Genomic DNA, 22,387 nt, shown 5'->3' with positions numbered 1-22,387 from the left:
TCCAAAACTCGTCAACGGAATTCCCCTTTATTGCGCAAAGCATTATTAATTTTAAATGCGAGTTGCTGTTTAATGCGTCTCACTCGATGCTTTTTCACTGAACTGCGACTTTGTACCGCGGTAATGTCGCTTTTCACATCTGGCGCAGGGCTAAATGGAAAAGGTTTGAAACCTAAAATTTCGATGTTCTTTTCCCACCAAAACTGTAAGTCGATATCGATTGGACGACCAAATCTTTCAGAGTGTTTAAGCAGCTTTTCTGCTCCACGTAGACTCACTAACTGAGCGCAGGTGCGAGCCGGCACTTTCTCAAAGCGAATAAGCTGTGAGTCACCAATGGCATCTATCGTTTGTGTTTTGCGTGGACGCGACGGATGGTCCGATAGCTTTACGTAGTCAAAATCAGGCTGACCATTGACAAGCCGTTGCAAGTCGCCCAGTGAGTTTTCAAGAATAAAGTCATCTTCCAAGATAATCGCGTGAGGAATTTGATTATCTACCATGTGCTGCCATGCTTTTCGATGGCTCAGATAGCAACCAATCTCTCCAGGGGTCAGCGCTTTATAGTAGGCTTTGCGATTCGTTTTCGGACAATAGTGAGTGTGCAGAGAAGCCTCATCTAGTTTGCGCCCGTCTACCGCTGATATGCGCTCAAAGTTTAAATTTTGCTTTGCTAGTTGGCCCTCGACATTTGTAAGACGTTCATCAGAGCCATCTAAATTGATCACAAAAATGGGCAGCATTTTTTTATAAGGCCTTGCACGCTAATGGCGATTGCTATTCATGCGTAAAGTGTAGCGAATTTATTGGCACAGGTCAGCAAACAATACGAGCGTTCTTGGGCTGACAGAAAGTCTTTTACTTCTGACAGCTGATGCAAAAAAACGTGTTTCGTTGGCCTATGACCTGATTACGAATAGGCGTTTGGCAAGCGTCACAAAGCTCGCCTGTTCGTCCGTAAACATGCAAATGTTGAGCAAAATATCCCGGCTTACCGTCTGCTTGAGCAAAATCTCGCAGCGTTGTGCCGCCCTGCTCTATTGCTTTGGCTAAAACGAGCTTAATATTGTCAGCTAAGCGCTCATAGCGTGCTTTGCTTATTCTACCTGCGGCGCGTCTTGGGTCGATACCGCTTTTAAACAAAGACTCATTGGCATAAATGTTTCCAACACCAACCACGACCGCATTATCCATAATAAAGGCTTTAATCGGCGCTTTGCGCTTGCGGGAGAGTTCAAATAAACGCTGAGCGTTGAAGTCGTCGGTTAATGGCTCAGGCCCTAGTTTTTGCAATAATGTTAAGGCGTCATCGCTTACGCCTTGCCATAAGCAACTGCCAAAGCGACGCGGATCGTTCATCACCAGCTTCTTGCCAGAACTGAGTTCGATTTCTATGTGGTCGTGCAGTTGGCGCGCTTCAGATATGTCGAGCACGCGCATTTTGCCTGACATGCCTAAATGCATTACCAAAGCGCCTAAAGCCGTGTTGATAAACAAATATTTTGCGCGACGTGTGACGCTCGATATGCGTTGACCTTCTGATAACAAGACCTCATTTGGCACAGGCCAGCGCATATTCGGATTGTGAATGCGTATTTTCTCGATGGTTTTGTTGGTTAAAAAAGGCGCAATACCTAGACGTGTAACTTCAACTTCTGGCAACTCAGGCATCGACGGCCTCATTCGATGGTGCTTGCGTGTTAGCAGGAACCAGCTGCTGAATCGTCGGGAAATCTAGTAAATAAAGCTCGCCACGATAAACCGCGAAATCTGTACCTTGATAATTTAGTAAACCAAGCAAGGTTGGCTCACTGTCTCCGGCGAGCCACAAACTCACTATGTAATCAGGCGAAGCTGCTCGTTCGCTTGGAATAGATTCAGCGCTTTTACGTAGTCGCGCCGATTGCCACTGGGCAATAAGCGCTTGAATACCGTCATTTTGCATGTCGGGCAAATCGTCATTGCTTGGCGCACTTACACGCCACCCGTTGCCAATGCGCTCAAAGCTTAGCTCGTTAATTTGCAGGCTAAGTATAAAGTTTCCTTGCGGCACTAGCTCAATAGATATCGCATCGTCACTACCAAACAGACTGTCATAATTTAGCACCGCAATTAAGATGAGCATGGAGAATATCAGGACATTGTTCCACGCTTTTTGCGAGAGTTTCCGCATATTTATGCCTTGTATAGCCGCGTTCTTGTGTAGCTTATTGAATAAAAAAGCGACGCAATGTTCGCACATTATCATTGTATGTAATTGATATCATATAGTGAATGAAGTCATAGCTCAAAATCAGCTTTGCATCTTTATTAGGCAACAAAAAACCCAGCCTGGGCTGGGTTTTATTGGAGACAAATATACTGTTTCGAGTAAAGACAAAGTCTTACTTGATTTTTGCTTCCTTAAACATAACGTGCTTACGAACTTTTGGATCGTACTTTTTAATTTCCATTTTGCCCGGCATGTTTCTTTTGTTCTTATCTGTGGTGTAATAAAAGCCTGTGCCAGCAGATGATACTAATTTAATTTTATCACGCATAATCTTGCTTCCTTATACCTTCTCACCACGAGCACGGATGTCAGACAATACTGAATCAATACCCTTCTTATCAATAATACGCATACCTTTGGCGGTAAGACGTAATTTCACAAAGCGATTTTCGCTTTCAACCCAAAAACGGTGGGTTTGTAGGTTTGGTAAGAAACGACGACGTGTCGCGTTTCTAGCGTGTGAGCGGTTGTTACCCACTGCAGGACGCTTTCCTGTAACTGCACATACTTTAGACATGATTGTCTCCATAACAACTAGTTTGCCGTTTAACTACAGCAAATTGTTGCTGTGTAACGCGATTAATAAAGAGGGCGCATTTTATACAGTAAAGTGAAGTAAAAAACAACAAATAATCTTAGTACACACCAACTTTTTCTCATTTTACGCTTTAGCTTATATCTGTGTTTTGAAAAACGCGACCGTTCAACGCTACAGCAAGCCCCGCTGGGCAAACGACACAGCCACACCATCTCCGATTACAAAGTGATCTAAGACCGAAATATCAATCAGCGACATAGCATCTTTTATTTTTTGAGTAATATTGATATCTGACTGACTTGGCTCTGCTTTTCCGCTTGGATGATTGTGTGCCAGGATCACCGCCGCGGCATTGTCCTCTATCGCTTGTTTCACTAGCTCTCGCGGATACACAGCGGCACTATTGATGGTGCCTTGAAACATTTCTCGATAAGCAATGAGCTGATATTGAGAGTCAAGCATGAGCATTGAAAATACTTCTCTGGGCTTGTCTCTAAGCTGAGATATTAAATAAGACGATGCATCATCAGCATGGCAAAAGGAACGTTCTCTGACCATTTGTTCCGACATATTGCGCTTTTGTAACTCTATACTCGCTTGTAATAAAGCAAATTTTGCTTTGCCAAATCCAGGCGTCGATAACAATTTTCTTTTCGGCGCTTGAAGCAAAGCACGCAGCGAACCGAATGAACGCAGCGCGGCCTTTGCGGTTTGCACCGCATTTTGTCCTTTCAAGCCGGTTTGCAAAAAAATCGCCAGCAATTCTGCATCGCTTAATGTGTGTACGCCGTGATGAATCAGCTTTTCGCGAGGACGTTCTTGCGCTGGCCAATCAAGTATTTTCATGTTTCCTTCCTTGGATAACAGTGGTTTAATGTTTTCATACTCAACATTTTGCATCCTACAAGGCTCAGCATGCAACTTGAACAAAAGAATGTATTACTTGGTATCAGCGGCGGCATTGCCGCTTATAAAACGCCTGACCTTGTGCGTAAATTAAAAGCCGAAGGCGCAAATGTGCGCGTGGTACTAACCGAATCAGCCACACATTTTGTTTCCTCATTATCATTACAGGCAGTCTCTGGTGAAAAAGTGAGCACCCACTTACTGGATGAAGACGCAGAGGCCGGCATGGGGCATATTGAGCTGGCCCGCTGGGCAGACGTATTTGTTATTGCCCCAGCAACCGCTAACTGCATGGCCAAGTTGGCACACGGCTTAGCAGATGATTTACTCAGCACCTTAGCGCTCGCAACGCGGGCTCCCATATTGTTTGCGCCCGCAATGAATCAACAAATGTGGGCTGCATCTGCAACAACCGATAACCTAAACACGCTGCTTTCTCGAGGCCTCGTTCAACTTGGGCCAGCAGCTGGCGAACAAGCGTGTGGGGATGTAGGTTACGGGCGAATGATTGAACCTGACGAAATCGTTGAGTCGCTTGCAGGCTTCATTGAAGTGTACATGGAAAATGCACATTCATCAGAACGTTGTGCAAGCTCTTCTTTGTTCGAAAACAAACGAATCATGATCACCGCAGGTCCTACCCTCGAAGCTATCGACCCAGTGCGATATTTGTCTAATCATAGTTCTGGCAAAATGGGGTTTGCACTGGCTGCAGCGGCCGAAAAGCTCGGTGCAAAGGTAACACTTGTAACAGGACCTGTTTCTTTGAGCGCCCCGAAAAATGTCGCCCGTATCGATGTAGTCAGTGCACAAGATATGCTTGATGCGGTAGAGTCAAACATTGCAACTCAAGATATCTTTATTGCCTGCGCAGCGGTCGCGGATTACCGTGTGATAAATGAGAATACGCAAAAACTTAAGAAAAAAGAACAAGAACTTTCTCTTACATTTACCCAAAACCCTGATATTCTTAAAACAGTCTCATTCAGAAAAGAGCCGCCGTTTACCGTCGGGTTTGCTGCAGAAACTCAGGATGTTGAGAGTTACGCCAAGGCTAAACTAGACAAAAAGCGTCTGAACATGATCGCTGCAAATGATGTATCGGTTGATGGTTTAGGCTTTAATTCTGATCGAAATGCACTGCTTGTCATTACAAAAGACTCAAAACATGAGCTCGCGCCTGCTAGTAAAGACTCACTCGCAATGGATCTACTTAAACTAGTACATAAAGAGTATATTCGAACACACAAACAGCAAGATTAAAACAACATGCCCGCAGCTAAAAAACCAAATAGAAAAGCGCAAATACTTCAAGCCCTCGCAGGAATGCTAGAGACACATCACGGTCAGCGAATTACGACCGCTAAGCTTGCAGAAGAAGTGGGTGTCTCCGAAGCAGCGCTGTATCGACATTTCCCTTCAAAAGCCAGAATGTTTGAAGGTTTAATCGAATTTATTGAAGAAACTTTGTTTTCTCGTATCAACAAAATTATCAGTGAAGAGAAAGATGCGTCTAATCGCTGCCAGCTTATTCTTCATTTGCTATTAGGCTTTGCAGAAAAGAACCCAGGAATAACGCGTATTCTCAATGGTGATGCTTTAATGGGTGAGCAAGAGCGGCTGCGTGAGCGCATTGCGCAGTTATTTGATCGACTTGAGCTTCAGCTTAAACAAGTGCTGCGCGAACGAAAGCTAAGAGAAGGTAAAGCCGCTACTGTGGATGAAGCGCTGCTAGCGAATTTGTTGATTTGCTTTGTTGATGGCAAGGTGAATCAATATGTGCGCAGCCAATTTGAAAGGCGTCCCACTCAGCAGTTCAATGAGCATTGGGGACATATCAAAAATTCCTACTTACAATAAATAAAGTGTTGGCACAGGCTAACTGCGCCAAGGCTTTCTACTGCTCACCTAAGTTGTAGTCTTTTCCAAACGTTCGACCAAAAAAACTGCTCTCATACCAAGTAGGCCGTTGCTTTGCATCTGCAAGGGTTTTTCCTATTTCGAAGTTAACTTGCGTAAACGTTTTAGCGGCTTCCCAATCGAAGTCTTGCTGCATGTCGTCTGACGGTCGGTGGTAATGCGTTGATAAAAAGTTATTGAGCACCTGACTGCCATCAACTTCTGGATCTTTTGACTCTATACCTGTCACTAAGAACACCGCCGGAACGCCTTGTTTCACAAAAGCATAGTGATCAGAGCGAGTGAACAAATTCAAGTCAGGCCAAGGATCATCGGTAAGCTTTATGTCGGCATTTGCTGCCGCCGTCTCAACATATTTGCCCATTGTGCTGTGACTTGCGCCAAAGGCAATAACATCGGCAAATTTGTAGGTGAGCAAAGGCATGTCTAAATTCACATTGGCAACCAAAGACTCAAGCGCTACGGTTGGATTTTTCGCAAAATAGTCTGCGCCAAGCAAGCCTTTCTCCTCACCCGTGACCGCTAAGAAAATGACTGAGCGTGCAGGTGCCGTGTCTAGACGCGAAAACATGCGCGCAGTCTCTAGCATTACCGAGGTGCCAGAGGCGTTATCCATCGCGCCGTTGTTAATGCGGTCTTTTTCTACCGATTTTGATATACCTAAATGATCAGAATGGGCTGTAAACACCACGTATTCATCCCTTAACTTTGGATCGCTTCCGCGCAGCACGGCAGCGACATTCGGACTGCTTAAATCCTCATGTGTGGAAGCCGACGCGAGACTGGCTTTTATCGTCATATCAAAGCCTTTGGGAATATTACCTTGTTCAAGCTGGGCATATATGTCTTGCGCTTTTACCGGAGCGCTAGCAAATAAGGTTTCAGCACTCGCCATGCTTAAATAAGCACTCGCTTGTATCTGTGGATAGGTATCCCCTACTTCGCCTTGCGGGTCGACCCAACGCATACGAGGGGCATGAATATAGTTAAGCGAACGTTCATAAGGACGCACTTTTTCACCATTGGGCGTTTGTATTGTAATAAACCCTATAGCCCCTTGGTTCACCGCAAATTTCCTCTTTTGTGTCGATAAATGCGCGCCCTCTTCTGAGTCTAGTGTGCTTGGCTTACCTGCCAGAGCAACCACAATTTTGCCCTTTACATCCAGCCCTTCATAATCATTGTGATCAAACTCTGGAGCGATGATTCCATAGCTCACGAAGACTAAGGGAGCTGAAACTTGGGACTGCGTTCTGACGGCGCTTGGCCCCATTAAAAAGTCTTTCGGGTAGTCAAGGCTTTTGCTCGAACCGTCATTAAACGTGAAGGATAACCTTGGCGACTCTTGCACCAACATCGCTTTTCGAAAAGCAACACGCTGCATAAATGTACCGTCTTCGCCAATGGGCTCAAGCCCATATTTTTGAAACTCACTGGCTAAATAAAGTGATGCAATTTCGTGCCCTATAGAACCGGTATCGCGGCCTTCAAGTAAATCATCGGCTAAAAACTCCATATGCGCTTTGATGTTTTCTACATTAACTTGAGTATCGTTAAGCTCAGAAGTTGAATAATTGGGTGGGGTTTGATGGCAGCTTGTTAAACTGTTAAGCAACACGGCAAGTCCAAATAAGCGCACGAATGGCTTATTCATCAGCAATAATACATTTATATTCACGAGTATCTCTACTACTGTTGCTGGCATTTGATTAGTGCTAACTAATGCTTGTATTCAAGCGATGACAGCAATACTACAAGGATTGCGACGGAGTATAAGGCTAAGCTCTATTAAGGGTCAACTTGGCAAAACAATTAGCCAGCCGTCCTTAAAGTAATTATCATCATAACACTTGCTAATACAGATAGAATCAGCGGTGAAGCCAGCCAGACAAGGTCTAGAATCGACTTATGTAACTTAGTGCGAATATGTTTCCACAAGGCTTTTTGTTCAAAATGCCGATACTGCGGCAAAAATATAAGATAAAACAAACAAACGAGGCAAAAGAAAATGCCAAGATTCCGAAGGTATAGTGCATAAGGGCTAGGTAATACGGCCAAGCTAGCCAGCATCAGAGTGAGTATGCCAAGCGCTAGATGTATACCAAAAGCTGTTTTCAGTCTCATAAATCAAATCTCAATTTGGCCTTCCCTATTCATTGCGCTCAGTCAGGTCTTACACTGTTTTGATTTCTGCAGTATTGTATTAAATAACCTCAACTCGGGATAAGCGATAGTGCAAATGCATGTTTTAACTATGTATTTATTAAATTATCACCAAGTAGTGATAAAAACGTGAAGTGCAAGGCGCAAAAGTGACGTAATAGTCATTCTATTGCTCGCTTTTGCAACGCAGTAATTCGCGTTTTTAGCGCTACTTGGCGCTGTCGCTTATCCCGAGTTGAGGTTAAATAGATTATCGCATTACGCGAGACTTTTATTAACCGTTCAGAGAGCCTGTTTGCTTGACAGCTAAAGATGTGAGATAAGGTTAAAACATCTATTTTACAACGGCATTTATTATTAACGTATTCGCCTACTTATTCCTTGTTTTAGTGGTCGTCGCAATTATTGCGTATATTCTGCTCAAACCTATTTTAAAAGCCCGCTCGCGTGAAAAAGCAGCGAGCCAGCCATTTAAAACGCATTGGCGGCGAATTATTCAGCGGCGAATGCCATATTTTCGACAAATGCCCGATCATCTGCAGCTGCAACTCAAACGGCATATTCTTGTATTTATAAGCGAGAAGCGCTTTGTCGGATGCCAAGGCATTGAGATAAACGATGACATTCGCATAACGATTGCCGCTCAGGCATGTTTACTATTGCTGAATCGCCAGACCGACTATTATCCAAAGCTTAAATCGATACTGGTGTATCCACGCGCTTTTGTAAAACGTCATCAAAACATAGGACAAGACGGCATACACTCAGTTAAAGATTCTGTTTTAGCAGGCGAATCATGGGGGCATGGTAACGTTGTACTGTCGTGGCATGACACGCTTGAAGGAGCGCATTTACCCGATGATGGGCGCAACGTTGTCATCCACGAATTTGCTCACCAGCTGGATCAAGAAAGTGGCAGTGCCAATGGGGCGCCTATTCTTCAGCAAAGTCAGAGCTATCAGCAGTGGTCGCAAATATTTGCTGCAGAATTTGCACAACTCCAACAACGCGCAACGCGCGGTGAGCCCTCAGTATTTGATTATTATGGTGCAACCAACCCTGCTGAGTTTTTCGCCGTTGCTAGCGAAGTGTTTTTTGAAAAATCAAACGAACTGCAGCAGTTTCATAGATCGCTTTACGAGCAATTGAGTCGGTTTTATCAAGTCGATCCAAGTGCGTGGTGAGGCGCTTGTGATGATTTCACTTGATTAATTTGCGAGGCTCGCTTATAAGAACAGTCATTCTTTGAAGTTTAGTTGTGATAAAGATGCCGCAACAAGTTAAGTATGACTTGGAAAGGGTCCTTGAAATGGCGCTTCCCCTGGCGATAGAGCGCGGATATCGAGCGTGCTCTATGCATTCGTTAATTAAAGATACCGGCTTTAATCGACGCGCATTCTATATCCATTTTAAAAACAAAGAAGATTTCTTTGAAGCGCTGCTAAATCATTATTTGCAGAACCATCTACTTCCTCTTAATCAATATTTACATATATCTGCTGATGCACAGGAGAGTATCCAAGCCTATTTTAATCAATATCAACAATTGATCGCTTCAAAGGGCTGCCTGTTAAGCAAACTTATCGTGGAAATGGGTCGGTCAAATCACGCTATGCAACATCAGGCGCGCTGGTTTTATGATCAACTGCAGCTAGAATTTATTGCGCTTATTGAGCGGGCACAAAATAGTGGTGCGCTGGGCACAAACATTAACGCTGAACAGCAAGCCTTAAAGCTAACGTGTTTAGCGCAAGGCTTCGCAATATCCAGTCATATCATTCAAGGTCAAGAAGATATCGCCTTGATGATCGCCTCAGTCTTTTCTTTGTCGAGCTAAACGATAATTCGGCTTGAAATCGTCGAAAATAGACCATACATAGGGCAAATCCGTAATGAGTATTAACGGTATAATAGATATGCCGTCATTCTTAACTAAAATGTGAGCCACATGAGCAAATCAGAAGCGATTTATCGTATTCAATTTATCAGTAACGGTGAACGATATGAGCTCTATGTCAAAGAGCTGGTTTCAAGCCAAGTGTTTGGCTTTATCGAAATTGGTGACTTTGTTTGGGACAACCATACCGAACTGGTGCTTGATCCAAGCCACGAAAAACTCAAAGATGAGTTTAGCAAAGTAAAGCGTAGCTTCATTCCAATGCACAACGTATTGCGAATTGATCAGGTCGAAAAACAAGGCAGCGCGAAAATCAGTCAACTTTCTGATAAAGTCACCGCACTACACTCGCCAATTTATACCCCGAAGAAGTGATTCTATGAAAACATCATTGAGCTTGCTGCCAGCTTTCCTGTTTTATGTATTGTGCGGTATCGTCTTTGTTTCAAACCCAGGGTTTGCGCAATCCGAGCAAAACCCGTCCAGTGACATAAAAAGCGAGTTTCATCACTTGCTCGATGATATTTGGGAGTATGAGTTATCTCAGTTTCCCTCTTTGGCAAGAAGTGAAGGACGCACACCAAGTAGAGCGCTGACTGACATCAGCATGCAAGCCATGCAAGCGCGCTTTGACCGATTTAACGTATATTTAGGCAAGCTTGATAATATAGATATCAACAGCTTAGACGATACTGATCAAATCTCTTATTTGATGCAAGTTTATCGCTTAAGTAATTACGTTGATAACTTCAAATTCAAAAGCTATCGCGTGCCCATCACATCTGAATATGGCTTTCATAGCAGTTTAGGCAGAATTCCTGATAATACGCGTTTATTAAATGCCGACGATCTTGAAAGTTACCTTCAGTTACTCGATGAAGCGGTGACTAATATCCAGCTTAACATCGAATACATGCGCGAAGGCTTGGCAGTGGAGCATTCACAGCCTCAAGTCGTACTAATAGGCTATGAAGACTCTATCAAACCCTATCTTGAGCCAGAGCTGGAAGCCCACCCTTTTTATCTGCCTTTTGCTAAGGCAAGTAGCGAATTAATGAGCGAAGAAAGCTTAGACTTGGCCATGCAAAAAGTAGGCAAAGTAAGAGCTGCTTATCAGGCTTTTTATGATTTCTTTGTTGATGAGTATAAGCCAAATACTAAGACCAATATAGCCGCAACCACATGGCCTGATGGCAAAGCGTTTTATACCAATCGTATTAAATATTTCACCACAACCGATATGAGTGCTAAGGAGATACACGATATCGGCCTGGCAGAGGTTGCACGCATTCGAAGCGAAATGCAGCAAATAGTCGATGAGCTTGAGTTTGACGGCGACATTAATGCATTCATTGAATTTTTGCGCACCGATGAGCAGTTTTATGCGAAAACGGCTGAAGAGCTCATCATCACCGCATCATATATTTCAAAGCAGATGGACGCACGCCTGCCTCAACTCTTTTATAAGATGCCGCGCACGCCTTACGGCGTCGCACCTGTACCCGACAGCATCGCACCTAAATACACAACCGGTCGCTATATTTCACCGCGTAGCGATAGCGATCCAGGCTATTATTGGGTAAACACCTATGCACTGGACAAGCGACCACTTTATGCTCTTCCAGCGCTCACGCTTCACGAAGCTGTTCCTGGCCATCATTTTCAGATATCTCTTGCAGCAGAAATGGAAGATTTACCGCAAGTGCGTCGCAAGACCTACATTTCAGCCTTTGGCGAAGGCTGGGGCTTATACTCTGAGTTTCTTGGACTTGAAGTCGGTATATATGAAGACCCATATGATAACTTTGGCCGCTTGAGCTATGAGATGTGGCGTGCCTGCCGTTTAGTCGTTGATACCGGCATGCATGTGTTCGGCTGGAGCCGTGATAAAGCCATGGATTATATGCTTGAGAATACTGCCCTTAGTGAGCATAACGTAAGAACCGAAATTGACCGCTATATTTCGTGGCCAGCTCAGGCACTCTCATACAAAATTGGCGAAATAAAAATCAAAGAGCTAAGACAAAAAGCTGAACTTGCCTTAGGTGAAGCCTTTGATCTTCGCGCTTTTCACGATGAAGTGCTTGCACACGGCTCAGTGCCTCTTTTTATTTTGGAGCGTAAAATCGATACCTTTATTGAGAATGCACTTCAAAGCTCCAATGCTAGTTAAGCTATCTTCTAACTAAAAAACCTTTGCAAATAAGTCGCTTACCTTTCTCATGCCGCTGAGGCATGAGAAACAGTTGATCACTTAAGTAAAATATTTATACTGTATAAACATACAGTATAAATGAGTGCCATATGAATCCTATTTTGCATGAGTTGGAAAGTAAGCAATGGGTATGGACAGCCAAAAGCACTGCACAAACACAACAAGCCTCAACAGGCTTAAATACCGGTTTTGATGAATTAGATAATGCCTTATCAGGAGGCTTTCCTGCATCAGGCATGGTCCATATCAGCAGCCAGTTAGGCTGTGGGGAGTTGCGCTTAATGCTGAGTGTGCTAAAGCAACAGCGCGACAATAATAATCGTAATAAAACCCGAGAAAAAAGTCATGCAGACAGCAAACTATGGGTATTTATTGCGCCACCTTTTATGCTCAATGCTGAATTTTTCTTATCAGAAAATATCGATTTATCGCGGTTAATTGTCATCAATCCAGAGACACCGGAAGAGGCTCTTTGGAGTGCAGAGCAATGCGCAAAAAGCGGGGCCTGTGCGAGTGTGTTTTTATGGCAGCAGTCTTTACAGCATACACAAATACGAAAACTTGAATTAGCGTCGCTACATGGGCAGTGTCAGTGTTTTTGGTTTGATAATAGCCAGCGAGCTTTGCAAAATTTGCCCTTAAGTTTATCTTTATCTTTAAAACGAGAAGATGAACAGCTACACATCAAAATTAACAAGCAAAAGATCGGCTGGGCAAAACCTGCTGTGAAAGTCAAAGTGCCTTTTAAATGCCGGACTCGTGCGCACTTTAAAAATCCACAAAAACCCTTTGGCAAAGTGGTATCGATTCAATCGCATTCAGCGATACATTCACCTGTGTATTCACCCAAACATCCAAGTTCTTGATGGGTGATAAAAAATGCAATTTGATACACGTTCACTGTGGATTTATCTACACTTCCCAAGGCTTCAGCTTGATGTTATTGAGCAAGGGCAGAAAGCTGAAAGTGCGTCTATTGACGAGCCTCGCGGTATATACGAAACACAAGAAAATCAAATTGTACAAGTGAACAAAAGTGCCCATCAAAGAGGCATAAAAACAGGGATGGGTCTTGCCAGCGCTAGCTTGCTTTACCCTGATCTGATTTTGCATGAATATCGCGCTGAAGTAGAACAAAATACCTTAGAGCATTTAGCGAATAGCTTATATTTAGTTACCTCCGACATTGTATTGAGCCCTCCCAACGGCATTATTTTACGGGCGCAAAACATGTTGAAGCTTTACGGCGGTTTAGACAATTATTGGGCATGCATTCAGCGCTGTATTGAGCAATATAATTATCATTTTACGAGCGCTAGCGCCTTTTCTATTCAAGCGGCTAAATTAATGGCTAAACAAGGCTTAGGTTTTGTCGTTATGCATAGCGAAAATAAAGACGTCAATCAAAACATTAGCCAAAGAGCGATGATTGAGCAAGTACTTAAAACTTGTCAGCTTACTTATTCTGACATCCAGCCCAAAGATTTAGAAAAATTAAAACGCATAGGCATTCATCGCGTTGCCGATTTAGATACTTTGCCTTTATCAGAACTTGCGAATCGAGTAACCCGACACAGTTTGGGGATCATTTCAGAGTTACGCGGTCAGGCGCCCTCTAAAGTCACGTTTTTTAAACCACTCACGCGCTACGATGATTATATTGAGTTAATGTATGAAATTTCGCTTAGTGACAAGCTACTGCCCGTGATTGCTCATGCTCTGGAAAAGCTTAGCCACTTCTTATATGTGCGCAACGCCCACTGCATCAGCATTAATATTGACTTTCATCAGCGCGAACACAAAGCGCTCAATATCATATTTAATAGCGCGCTACCGATTTACCAGAGCAAAGAATGGCTAGATATCATCGCCTTAAAGATGGAGCGAATCACTTTTAGCTCACCCATATACGCTATTGCTCTACACTGCCCTAAGCATGAAGAAGCACACAGTACGCATGATGACTTTTTTACTCGTAAATCGACTCACGTTGCAGCTATGTCATTGCTATCGAGATTAAGCAGCAAACTCGGTAGCAACAAGCTTACCCCCAAAGTCAGTGGTTTAAAATTTGTAAACGACTTTAGACCCGAAGCAGCAACCGAGTTTGAAGCAAAACATCAGGCTGCAACCGTCAGCAACAAAGTCAGCATTTTTGCTGACAGGCCTGGTCTTTTACTCAAACACCCTGAGCTTTTGCAACATAAGATAAAAGTGATCAAAGGCCCAGAGCGCATCGTGTCAGGCTGGTGGGATAATCATAAAATCAGTCGCGATTACTATATTGGTCAAAACGAGCAAGGCCAACAAATATGGGTATTTAAAACGCCTGAGCAAAAGTGGTATTTACATGGCTACTTCGTCTAAATCCACTGAGCATTACATGCCTTTTGCTGAGTTAGTATGCCAATCTAACTTTTCGTTTTTATATGGCGCATCTCATCCTGAGGAGTATATACGTCAAGCGTATTTTTTAGGTTATCAAGCCATTGCCATCACCGATGAATGCTCAATGGCAGGAGTGGTAAGGGCATATACTGAAATCAAAAATAATCATATCCCAATTAAGCTTATTGTGGGTAGCCTGTTTAAATATCAACAGCAAACTATGGTGTTGATTTGCCCTAATCGCCAGGCTTATTCAGAGTGTTGTCGAATCATTACCAACGCAAGGCGACGCGCTAGCAAAGGAGAATATGAGCTTAGCGAATGGGATCTAAAAAGTATTAAACACTGCTTTTGCCTATGGTTACCAAGTGGCAAAAGCAAAGACGCTAAGTGGGCTAAGTGGTTACAAAAGCATTTTAAAGAACGCTTATTTTTAGCTGTAAAACGCTGGCTATGTGCAAACGAAGAAGAATATATTGCCCATTGCCAGTCGCTTGCTCAGCAGTTTGAACTGGATATTATCGCCACTTCTGCCGCTTGCATGCATGACCCTTCAAGGCTTGCATTGCAGCAATGCTTACAAGCCATCGACAAAGGAGTAAATGTTAAAGCACTAGGGCGAGAAGCACATTGCAATGGCGAAAGCAGTTTACGCCCAATGAATAAGCTAAAACAGCTATATCCTGCACATTGGTTAAACAATGCCGCACTCCTTTCACAAGCGTGTACATTTTGCATGTCAGAACTGGCCTATCAGTATCCGGCAGAAGTCGTTGCAAAAGGTATGACGCCTAGTGAATATTTACGTATGTTGGTAGAAAAGGGCATTGAGCTTCGCTTTGGCGCAAGAGAAAAACTCTGCGCAAACATTCGCAGCACGATTGAAAAGGAACTCACCCTAATAAAAGAGCAAGGCTATGAGCACTTTTTCTTAACCATTTACGACATCGTTCAATTTGCCAAACGCCAAGGCATTCTTTATCAAGGTAGAGGCTCTGCTGCCAATTCCATCGTATGTTACTGCCTAGAAATCACCGCCGTCGATCCACGGCAGATTAGCGTACTGTTTGAACGCTTCATCTCAAAAGAGCGTAATGAGCCACCTGATATTGACGTGGATTTTGAGCATGAGCGTCGAGAAGAAGTTATCCAGTATATTTACAAAAAATATGGGCGCCAGCGCACTGCATTGGCGGCTACTGTAGTGTGCTATCGCTTTAAAAGTGCGCTTAGAGAACTTGGCAAGGTAATGGGAATCAACGCCACCGATTTGGGTTTTTTTATCAAAAACGTTAATCGCCGCGACCGCACGCTTAGCTGGCAGTCACAGCTAGGTGAGCTCGGTATTGAGCCAGAGTCAGAATTTGCGAGCAAATTTATTACGCTGGTAGAGCAGCTTATTGGCTTTCCTCGGCATTTATCGCAACATGTGGGCGGTTTTGTCATATCAGCAGGGCCATTGTATGAGCTGGTGCCGGTTGAAAATGCCGCCATGGATGAACGCACGGTTATTCAGTGGGATAAAGACGATTTAGAAAGTTTAGCTTTACTTAAAGTAGACGTGCTCGCACTTGGCATGCTCACCGCTATCCGCAAGTCTTTTGATTTGCTCAAAAAATACTATCAGCAAGACTGCAGCATCGCTTTTATTACCCGTTTAGGCGATGACCAGCAAGTATATCGACAAATTCAACAGGCAGATACGGTAGGTGTATTCCAAATTGAATCGCGCGCACAAATGTCGATGCTGCCGCGGTTAAAGCCCGCTTGTTACTATGATTTGGTAGTGCAAATTGCCATCGTTCGGCCAGGGCCTATTCAAGGTGATATGGTGCACCCTTATTTGCGCAGAAGAGATGGTAAAGAGCCGGTTAGCTATCCTTCTAAAGCAATAGAAGCCGTCTTGTCGCGCACCATGGGCGTGCCTATATTTCAAGAACAGGTTATACAGCTTGCTATGGTTGCCGCAGGCTTTACCGGTGGTGAGGCTGACCAGCTAAGACGCGCAATGGCCAGTTGGAAGAAAAATGGGGCACTGCATAAATTTCGCCGCAAGTTAATTGATGGCATGACCAAACGAAATTACAGCGAAGCGTATGCAGAACGTTTATTTGAACAAATATGCGGCTTTGGGGAATATGGTTTTCCCGAGTCCCACTCTGCTTCTTTTGCTGTATTAGCCTATGTATCTGCATGGCTTAAACACTATTATCCACAAGTCTTTTATATAGGCTTATTAAACTCATTACCGATGGGGTTTTATAGTCCTTCACAAATTGTGCAAGATGCTAAGCATCATGGTGTAGAAGTGCTCCCGTGCTGCGTAAATGAATCTCTTTATGACCATAATTTACACTATAAAAACCATCATTATTCAATTCGCCTTGGCTTACGTTTAGTAAAAGGTTTAAAGCAATCTTCTGTAGAGGCACTGATTAAGGCTCGCGTTGCAAAACCCTTTTCATCCATGCAGTCTATTCATATGCTCTCACTACCCGCTAACTGCATGCAGGCACTTGCCAGCGCGAATGCTTTTGCTTGCTTCACAGCCAATCGATTTGATGCGCGCTGGCAGCTAATGGACAATAGTATTAGGCTGCCTTTATTTGCACAATCGGATGAGAATGAAGGAGTAATAGGCACTGAATCACTTATTCAACAGCCCAGTCTTTTTGATGATTTAGTAGAGGATTATTCAAGTACCGGACTGTCGGTCAATCAACACCCTATTGCCATGTTACATGATGCCAAATTACTACCCACATTCACATTAGCCAATGAGCTTAAGTCCGTAGCCCATAAAAGTTTGGTGAAAGTCATTGGCGTAGTAGCTTGCAAACAAAGCCCAGGTACAGCTGCCGGTGTTACCTTTATTACCTTAGAAGATCACACTGGCAACACCAATGTGATCATCTGGCAAAGCAGCGCCAGAGCACAGAAAACAGCATATTTAAATGCAAAAGTTCTTCAAGTGAACGGGATTTTGGAGCGTGGAGATGGTGACGTCATACATATTATTGCAGGCAGGCTGATTGATAAAACGCATTTGCTCGAAAAATTAGACATTGCATGTCGAGAGTTTAGGTAAAAAGTAAAACATATCATTTGCTCAATAAATTCAGAATTATTCCGATATTGTATCTATACATCATCGATAATAAATAATTCTGCATGCCCACTATACGATTTCATATTTTCAACCTTCTTATATACGTCTTTGCTGTATATGCACTAATAGGCGGTGTTTCACTTGCAAATGAAAATACACTTTCAAGTGATGAAAATCTAAAGCATTACAAAATCGGCGTTTCCTTTTTAAACCACTATCCCCTTTTTGATTTTGGAAATAGTGAAGATAAGGGGGCAAGTTGGTCCATACTAGAAGCCTTTGCGCAAAAATACGGCTACCGCTTTGAGTATATTGCGCTTCCGCCTGTTCGCTTGCAAGGTGCCCTCAATCGGGGAGAAATTGACTTTATTTTTCCTGACAATCCAGATTGGACCGCCTATCGTCCTAATAAGGACGCTAATGTATACAGCATTTCAATAATGGAGGCCGTGGGCGCTTCTTTTGTCGCGTCTTACAATAGAGATCTTAAGGAAAGCGACATCCAATCGGTGAGCATTCCATATGGATATACGGCAATATCTTGGATGCAAATATTAGAACGCTACAACATTGATACTCTCGCAGCGCGTGACCTAGAGATGGCGTTACATACACTAAAGACGGGGGACGCAACCGCTGCAGACGTTGAGTACAACGTTGGTAGATATTTGATTGAAAACAACCCTTCGCTCAGCAACCTCGTTATCAATACAAACTTACCAAAAGCGACAAGCAGCTACCATCTATCTACCCGAAAACACATTTTAGTGTTAGAGCAAATTAGTCAGTTCTCCATTGAACACGCAGAACTTATTTCTATGCTCAAAGAAACGTACGGAATAAAGAGCTACGAGCAGATTTTCGGCCAACAGCAACCGCAATACTGAGGCCCCATAACACCTGTTAAATGATTTGCTATACCAGCATTGCAATTGCCGCCAAGGCAGTTGTGCCAATAATAAACCACCGATAAGCTCGCTCCGGTATTCTTTTAACCAAATAAATACCAAAAAATGCGCCGAGCGCAATCGCCGGCAAGGTAATAATGTTTAGCGCAAAAGAATTAAATGTAATCGTTTCCCAGCTGAAAATATGAAATGGTACTTTAAACAAATTAATAATTAAAAAAAACCACGCGGCCGTTCCAATATATTCATTTTTTGGAAGACGCATCGCCAGAAAATATAGAGCCATTACAGGCCCTGCTAGATTGCCTACCATCGTCGTAAAACCACCCAAGCTACCCATTAGTGCGGCAAACCAGTAAAAATCAGGAATATTTTTATCTTTTTTCTTTTCCGACCAGATCATTAATGCGAGGCTAGCAAAAACAATCAAGGCCATTGCAATAGTAAAGGCTTGATCATCGATGAGTTGGCCAAACGCAGTTGCTAGAACGACACCAAGCGCCGCACAGGGAAACAATTTAGTCAAATAGGACCAATTGGCATGCCGATGATAGTAATAAACAGCAAAGCAATCAGCCATTATTAGCATAGGTAAAACTAATCCAGCTGAACTCTTCCCACCAAAAAGAAGCGCCATAATAGGCACCACGAGCATGCCAACGCCATGAATTCCGGTTTTCGCCATTCCAATTAACAATGCGCAGAGAAATAGAAAAACAAGGTTTGAAAAGCTAAGAGAGTAAGTAAAGACTTCGAGCATTTACCAAGTTAAGTTGCTAAAGTGGGATGTGAAGGTTAGGTAAAGCTCTTAAGTTATGCAAGACAAGAATATAATGCGTTGAGGGGAGCGGGAGGTGCCTCCCGCTGTACTAATTTACTTATCAAGACCCGCTGCTGCGAATTCATCATAAGTAATTTCGCCGTCACCATCAGCATCTACTTCACTGAATATAACACTTAAAGCAGAGTGAGCGCTCGCTTCGGTTTCAGAAATTGTTCCACTTTGATCAACGTCAAGTGCAGTGAATAGCTCTTCCGAAGCCATTGCGTTATAGCTCATGCATGCTACAAACAAAATAGATAAAGTTACTGCTGTTACGTTTTTTAATAATGACATAGTAGTCTCCTTTCATTCATTATTTAGTGTCGCATCAAAAGTAATGCGTCACTCGGACTATTACACTTTATATGCCATCTTTAAAAAAACCATATATTACAGTAGCTTATTTATTTTTTCTGAAAACTTGATCACTCTCATTACCAATTTCTGTATGTACTTGGCTACGTAAAATAAAAAATATTTATTACGATATTTTAAAGTATTGATTTCTATATCTTTATTGATGTATGCCTTTGTAGTGCTTAAGTGACATATAGCCGAATATTCGGTGTCGCATTTGTAAGACAATCTGAAATTTAATGAGGGAAAGGCGCTGAAAACGAGGGCTCAGGCCTTCATTAGGGTATAAATATTAATACGGTAAAAGAGCAAAGGTATAGCGTTATAATGTGGTAACAGCGCCGTTAATATCTCTTGCATATAACTATTAATCGGACATAAAAAAAGCCCCAGCATCACGCCAGGGCTTTCTTTAATTGGGAGTCTGGCGATGTGCTACTCTCACATGAGGAAACCCCACACTACCATCGCCGCTAATACGTTTCACTTCTGAGTTCGAAATGGCTAGCCCTGTTACAGGTCAGGTGGTACCGTATCGCTATTGTCGCCAGACATAAACTGTCGGTATATCCGCTTGTGCAGATACACCTAAATATGTGTCTTTAACATCTGAAAAAACTGCTAATTATCATCATTAACGCAAGAGGCTACTCTATCGACGATTAACAATCGTCCTCACACACTACCCGCTTCAGCCTCAGCCTACTTAGGTGTTGTATGGTTAAGCCTTACGGGCAATTAGTACAGGTTAGCTTAACGCCTTACAACGCTTCCACACCCTGCCTATCAACGTCGTCGTCTTCAACAACCCTTCAAAGCGATTAAATCGCTAGGGATGACTCATCTTTGGGCCGGCTTCCCGCTTAGATGCTTTCAGCGGTTATCCGTTCCGAACGTAGCTACTGGGCAATGCAATTGGCATCACAACCCAAACACCAGCGGTTCGTCCACTCCGGTCCTCTCGTACTAGGAGCAGCTCCCATCAATCATCCAACGCCCACACCAGATAGGGACCGAACTGTCTCACGACGTTCTAAACCCAGCTCGCGTACCACTTTAAATGGCGAACAGCCATACCCTTGGGACCGACTTCAGCCCCAGGATGTGATGAGCCGACATCGAGGTGCCAAACACCGCCGTCGATATGAACTCTTGGGCGGTATCAGCCTGTTATCCCCGGAGTACCTTTTATCCGTTGAGCGATGGCCCTTCCATTCAGAACCACCGGATCACTATGACCTACTTTCGTACCTGCTCGACGTGTCTGTCTCGCAGTTAAGCTGGCTTATGCCATTGCACTAACCTCCTGATGTCCGACCAGGATTAGCCAACCTTCGTGCTCCTCCGTTACACTTTGGGAGGAGACCGCCCCAGTCAAACTACCCACCAGACACTGTCCGCATCCCCGATTAGGGGACAACGTTAGAACATCAAACATACAAGGGTGGTATTTCAAGGGCAGCTCCACATCATCTAGCGACAATGTTTCATAGCCTCCCACCTATCCTACACATGTAGGGTCAATGTTCAGTGCCAAGCTGTAGTAAAGGTTCACGGGGTCTTTCCGTCTAGGTGCGGGTACACTGCATCTTCACAGCAAGTTCAATTTCACTGAGTCTCGGGTGGAGACAGCGTGGCCATGGTTACACCATTCGTGCAGGTCGGAACTTACCCGACAAGGAATTTCGCTACCTTAGGACCGTTATAGTTACGGCCGCCGTTTACCGGGGCTTCGATCAAGAGCTTCGCTTACGCTAACCCCATCAATTAACCTTCCGGCACCGGGCAGGTGTCACACCGTATACGTCATCTTTCGATTTAGCACAGTGCTGTGTTTTTAATAAACAGTCCCAGCCACCTGGTCACTGCGACCCTCAAGCGCTCATGGAGCAAGTCCAATCACACCCAAGGGCGTACCTTCTCCCGAAGTTACGGTACTATTTTGCCGAGTTCCTTCACCCGAGTTCTCTCAAGCGCCTTAGTATTCTCTACCTGACCACCTGTGTCGGTTTGGGGTACGGTTCGTATAATCATAAGTTTAGAAGCTTTTCCTGGAAGCCGGGTATTTGCTACTTCAACTCCGTAGAGTCTCGTCTCGTGTCTCAGGCTCATCTCTTAAATGGTCGGTCCGGATTTACCTAAACCAACACCCTACACACTTTCACTTGGACTACCAACGCCAAGCTAGCATAACCTTCTCCGTCCCTCCTTCACTGATTATACAAGTACGGGAATATTAACCCGTTTCCCATCGACTACGCCTTTCGGCCTCGCCTTAGGGGCCGACTTACCCTGCCCTGATTAGCATGGGACAGGAAACCTTGGTCTTCCGGCGTGGGGGTTTTTCACCCCCATTATCGTTACTCATGTCAGCATTCGCACTTGTGATATGTCCAGCAGACCTCTCAATCCACCTTCATCCACTTACACAACGCTCCCCTACCCAAAGTCATAAGACTTTGCCGCAGCTTCGGTATATTGCTTAGCCCCGTTACATCTTCCGCGCAGGCCGACTCGACTAGTGAGCTATTACGCTTTCTTTAAAGGGTGGCTGCTTCTAAGCCAACCTCCTAGCTGTCTTAGCCTTCCCACATCGTTTCCCACTTAGCAATATTTGGGGACCTTAGCTGGCGGTCTGGGTTGTTTCCCTCTCCACGACGGACGTTAGCACCCGCCGTGTGTCTCCCGGATAGCACTCATCGGTATTCGGAGTTTGCAAAGGGTTGGTAAGTCGGGATGACCCCCTAGCCTTAACAGTGCTCTACCCCCAATGGTGTTCGTCCGAGGCTCTACCTAAATAGATTTCGGGGAGAACCAGCTATCTCCCGGTTTGATTGGCCTTTCACCCCCAGCCACAAGTCATCTCCTGATTTTTCAACATCAGTGAGTTC

Annotated in this window: 19 protein-coding genes and 2 rRNA genes (1 of these 21 only partly in view); 10 read left to right on the top strand and 11 right to left on the bottom strand. The window is 43.9% G+C overall.

The window, feature by feature from the left end; genetic code table 11:
• Positions 1 to 11 precede the first annotated feature (11 nt).
• The 6 genes from PN836_RS13445 to radC all read right to left on the bottom strand — a co-directional run bounded on the left by PN836_RS13445 (position 12) and on the right by radC (position 3,656).
• Entirely contained in the window at positions 12 to 743 is a 732-nt protein-coding gene (locus tag PN836_RS13445; RefSeq protein WP_395339084.1) for a glycosyltransferase family 25 protein, read from the bottom strand.
• Between the two features lie 115 nt (positions 744 to 858).
• Positions 859 to 1,671 carry a bifunctional DNA-formamidopyrimidine glycosylase/DNA-(apurinic or apyrimidinic site) lyase gene (gene mutM / locus PN836_RS13440; RefSeq protein WP_395339082.1) on the bottom strand — a complete coding sequence of 271 codons (813 nt, stop codon included), beginning with the start codon at positions 1,669 to 1,671 and terminating at the stop codon, positions 859 to 861.
• On the bottom strand, positions 1,664 to 2,173 hold the full coding sequence (locus PN836_RS13435) for a hypothetical protein (RefSeq protein WP_395339080.1): 510 nt from the start codon (positions 2,171 to 2,173) through the stop codon (positions 1,664 to 1,666). Before PN836_RS13435 ends, mutM begins: the two co-directional genes overlap by 8 nt.
• 211 nt (positions 2,174 to 2,384) lie before the next feature.
• Complete coding sequence (gene rpmG / locus PN836_RS13430; RefSeq protein ID WP_136252789.1) at positions 2,385 to 2,540, bottom strand: 50S ribosomal protein L33; 156 nt, start codon at positions 2,538 to 2,540, stop codon at positions 2,385 to 2,387.
• Between the two features lie 12 nt (positions 2,541 to 2,552).
• The gene (gene rpmB, locus PN836_RS13425; RefSeq protein ID WP_214452192.1) at positions 2,553 to 2,789 is read right to left on the bottom strand and encodes a 50S ribosomal protein L28; all 237 of its coding nucleotides are present in this window, start codon (positions 2,787 to 2,789) and stop codon (positions 2,553 to 2,555) included.
• A 192-nt stretch (positions 2,790 to 2,981) separates the two neighbouring features.
• Positions 2,982 to 3,656 carry a RadC family protein gene (gene radC / locus PN836_RS13420; protein ID WP_395339078.1) on the bottom strand — a complete coding sequence of 225 codons (675 nt, stop codon included), beginning with the start codon at positions 3,654 to 3,656 and terminating at the stop codon, positions 2,982 to 2,984.
• Positions 3,657 to 3,725: 69 nt separating this feature from the next.
• On the opposite strand from radC, the gene coaBC reads away from it, so the two are divergent.
• Both coaBC and slmA read left to right on the top strand, forming a co-directional pair.
• The gene (coaBC, locus tag PN836_RS13415) at positions 3,726 to 4,979 is read left to right on the top strand and encodes a bifunctional phosphopantothenoylcysteine decarboxylase/phosphopantothenate--cysteine ligase CoaBC (protein WP_395339077.1); all 1,254 of its coding nucleotides are present in this window, start codon (positions 3,726 to 3,728) and stop codon (positions 4,977 to 4,979) included.
• A 6-nt stretch (positions 4,980 to 4,985) separates the two neighbouring features.
• Positions 4,986 to 5,576, top strand: a complete 591-nt coding sequence (slmA, locus tag PN836_RS13410) for a nucleoid occlusion factor SlmA (protein ID WP_395339076.1) — start codon at positions 4,986 to 4,988, stop codon at positions 5,574 to 5,576.
• A gap of 37 nt (positions 5,577 to 5,613) precedes the next feature.
• Here the strand turns inward: slmA and PN836_RS13405 are convergent, their stop codons facing one another.
• Positions 5,614 to 7,290: a M28 family metallopeptidase gene (locus PN836_RS13405; RefSeq protein WP_395345659.1), complete on the bottom strand. Its 1,677-nt coding sequence runs from the start codon at positions 7,288 to 7,290 to the stop codon at positions 5,614 to 5,616.
• Between the two features lie 865 nt (positions 7,291 to 8,155).
• On the opposite strand from PN836_RS13405, the gene PN836_RS13400 reads away from it, so the two are divergent.
• The 8 genes from PN836_RS13400 to PN836_RS13365 all read left to right on the top strand — a co-directional run bounded on the left by PN836_RS13400 (position 8,156) and on the right by PN836_RS13365 (position 18,295).
• Entirely contained in the window at positions 8,156 to 8,983 is an 828-nt protein-coding gene (locus tag PN836_RS13400) for a zinc-dependent peptidase (RefSeq protein ID WP_395345656.1), read from the top strand.
• Between the two features lie 83 nt (positions 8,984 to 9,066).
• Positions 9,067 to 9,636: a TetR/AcrR family transcriptional regulator gene (locus PN836_RS13395; protein ID WP_395339075.1), complete on the top strand. Its 570-nt coding sequence runs from the start codon at positions 9,067 to 9,069 to the stop codon at positions 9,634 to 9,636.
• A 111-nt stretch (positions 9,637 to 9,747) separates the two neighbouring features.
• Positions 9,748 to 10,071 (top strand): DUF1820 family protein, encoded by a 324-nt coding sequence (locus PN836_RS13390; protein ID WP_395339073.1) that lies wholly within the window; start codon positions 9,748 to 9,750, stop codon positions 10,069 to 10,071.
• Positions 10,072 to 10,075: 4 nt separating this feature from the next.
• A complete protein-coding gene (locus PN836_RS13385; protein ID WP_395339071.1) occupies positions 10,076 to 11,869 on the top strand; it encodes a DUF885 domain-containing protein in 1,794 nt (597 codons plus the stop codon).
• A gap of 131 nt (positions 11,870 to 12,000) precedes the next feature.
• A complete protein-coding gene (gene imuA / locus PN836_RS13380) occupies positions 12,001 to 12,777 on the top strand; it encodes a translesion DNA synthesis-associated protein ImuA (RefSeq protein WP_395339069.1) in 777 nt (258 codons plus the stop codon).
• A gap of 13 nt (positions 12,778 to 12,790) precedes the next feature.
• Positions 12,791 to 14,278: a Y-family DNA polymerase gene (locus tag PN836_RS13375; protein WP_395339067.1), complete on the top strand. Its 1,488-nt coding sequence runs from the start codon at positions 12,791 to 12,793 to the stop codon at positions 14,276 to 14,278.
• Positions 14,279 to 14,294: 16 nt separating this feature from the next.
• The gene (locus tag PN836_RS13370; protein WP_407076999.1) at positions 14,295 to 17,387 is read left to right on the top strand and encodes an error-prone DNA polymerase; all 3,093 of its coding nucleotides are present in this window, start codon (positions 14,295 to 14,297) and stop codon (positions 17,385 to 17,387) included.
• Positions 17,388 to 17,470: 83 nt separating this feature from the next.
• Positions 17,471 to 18,295 carry a hypothetical protein gene (locus tag PN836_RS13365; protein WP_395339063.1) on the top strand — a complete coding sequence of 275 codons (825 nt, stop codon included), beginning with the start codon at positions 17,471 to 17,473 and terminating at the stop codon, positions 18,293 to 18,295.
• A 28-nt stretch (positions 18,296 to 18,323) separates the two neighbouring features.
• On the opposite strand, the gene PN836_RS13360 is transcribed toward PN836_RS13365, so the two are convergent.
• From PN836_RS13360 to PN836_RS13345, 4 genes are all read right to left on the bottom strand, one after another.
• Positions 18,324 to 19,076: a sulfite exporter TauE/SafE family protein gene (locus PN836_RS13360; protein ID WP_395339061.1), complete on the bottom strand. Its 753-nt coding sequence runs from the start codon at positions 19,074 to 19,076 to the stop codon at positions 18,324 to 18,326.
• Positions 19,077 to 19,190: 114 nt separating this feature from the next.
• Positions 19,191 to 19,433 carry an EF-hand domain-containing protein gene (locus tag PN836_RS13355; RefSeq protein ID WP_395339059.1) on the bottom strand — a complete coding sequence of 81 codons (243 nt, stop codon included), beginning with the start codon at positions 19,431 to 19,433 and terminating at the stop codon, positions 19,191 to 19,193.
• A gap of 485 nt (positions 19,434 to 19,918) precedes the next feature.
• Positions 19,919 to 20,048: ribosomal RNA gene (gene rrf / locus PN836_RS13350) — 5S ribosomal RNA — on the bottom strand.
• Between the two features lie 165 nt (positions 20,049 to 20,213).
• Positions 20,214 to 22,387: ribosomal RNA gene (locus PN836_RS13345) — 23S ribosomal RNA — on the bottom strand; it runs 920 nt beyond the window's last position.

The sequence above is a fragment of the Ningiella algicola genome, assembly GCF_028401415.2.
Taxonomy (GTDB): Bacteria; Pseudomonadota; Gammaproteobacteria; order Enterobacterales; family Alteromonadaceae; genus Glaciecola.
Note: the sequence above shows the minus strand (reverse complement) of the source record. Positions and strands in the feature narration are given on the sequence as shown.